The 441-nt window shown below is 53.5% G+C and carries 1 protein-coding gene; it reads left to right on the top strand.

The window, feature by feature from the left end; genetic code table 11:
* Positions 1-441 (top strand): MDR/zinc-dependent alcohol dehydrogenase-like family protein (locus ORL50_RS28770; RefSeq protein ID WP_490722696.1); only part of this gene is annotated, 441 nt, incomplete at both ends.

The raw sequence follows: 441 nt of genomic DNA, 5'->3' as shown, positions 1-441 counted from the left end.
GCGGCCTGTGCAAGGATGCTCGGTGCCGACCAAATTTTCATGGTCGATCACCATCCTTACCGCTTGGCATACGCGCAGAAAACATACGGTGTAATTCCGATCAACTTCGATGAAGACGACGATCCCGCAGATACGATCATTCGACAAACCAAAGGAATGCGGGGTGTTGATGGCGTCGTGGATGCGGTGGGGTTTGAAGCAAAAGGTAGTACGACGGAAACCGTTCTCGCAACACTCAAGCTTGAGGGCAGCAGCGGCAAGGCTTTACGTCAGTGCATCGCCGCCGTTCGACGCGGCGGCATCGTGAGTGTTCCTGGCGTTTATTCAGGGTTCATCCATGGCTTCCTGTTTGGAGACGCATTTGACAAGGGGCTGACTTTCAAAATGGGTCAGACTCACGTGCATCGGTTCCTACCTGAGCTCCTCGACCATATCGAAACA

The organism is Pseudomonas sp. RIT-562 (assembly GCF_026241895.1).
Lineage (GTDB): Bacteria > Pseudomonadota > Gammaproteobacteria > Pseudomonadales > Pseudomonadaceae > Aquipseudomonas > Aquipseudomonas mandelii_F.
The sequence above is the reverse complement of the archived record's forward strand: the minus strand, read 5'-3'. Positions and strand labels throughout refer to the sequence as shown.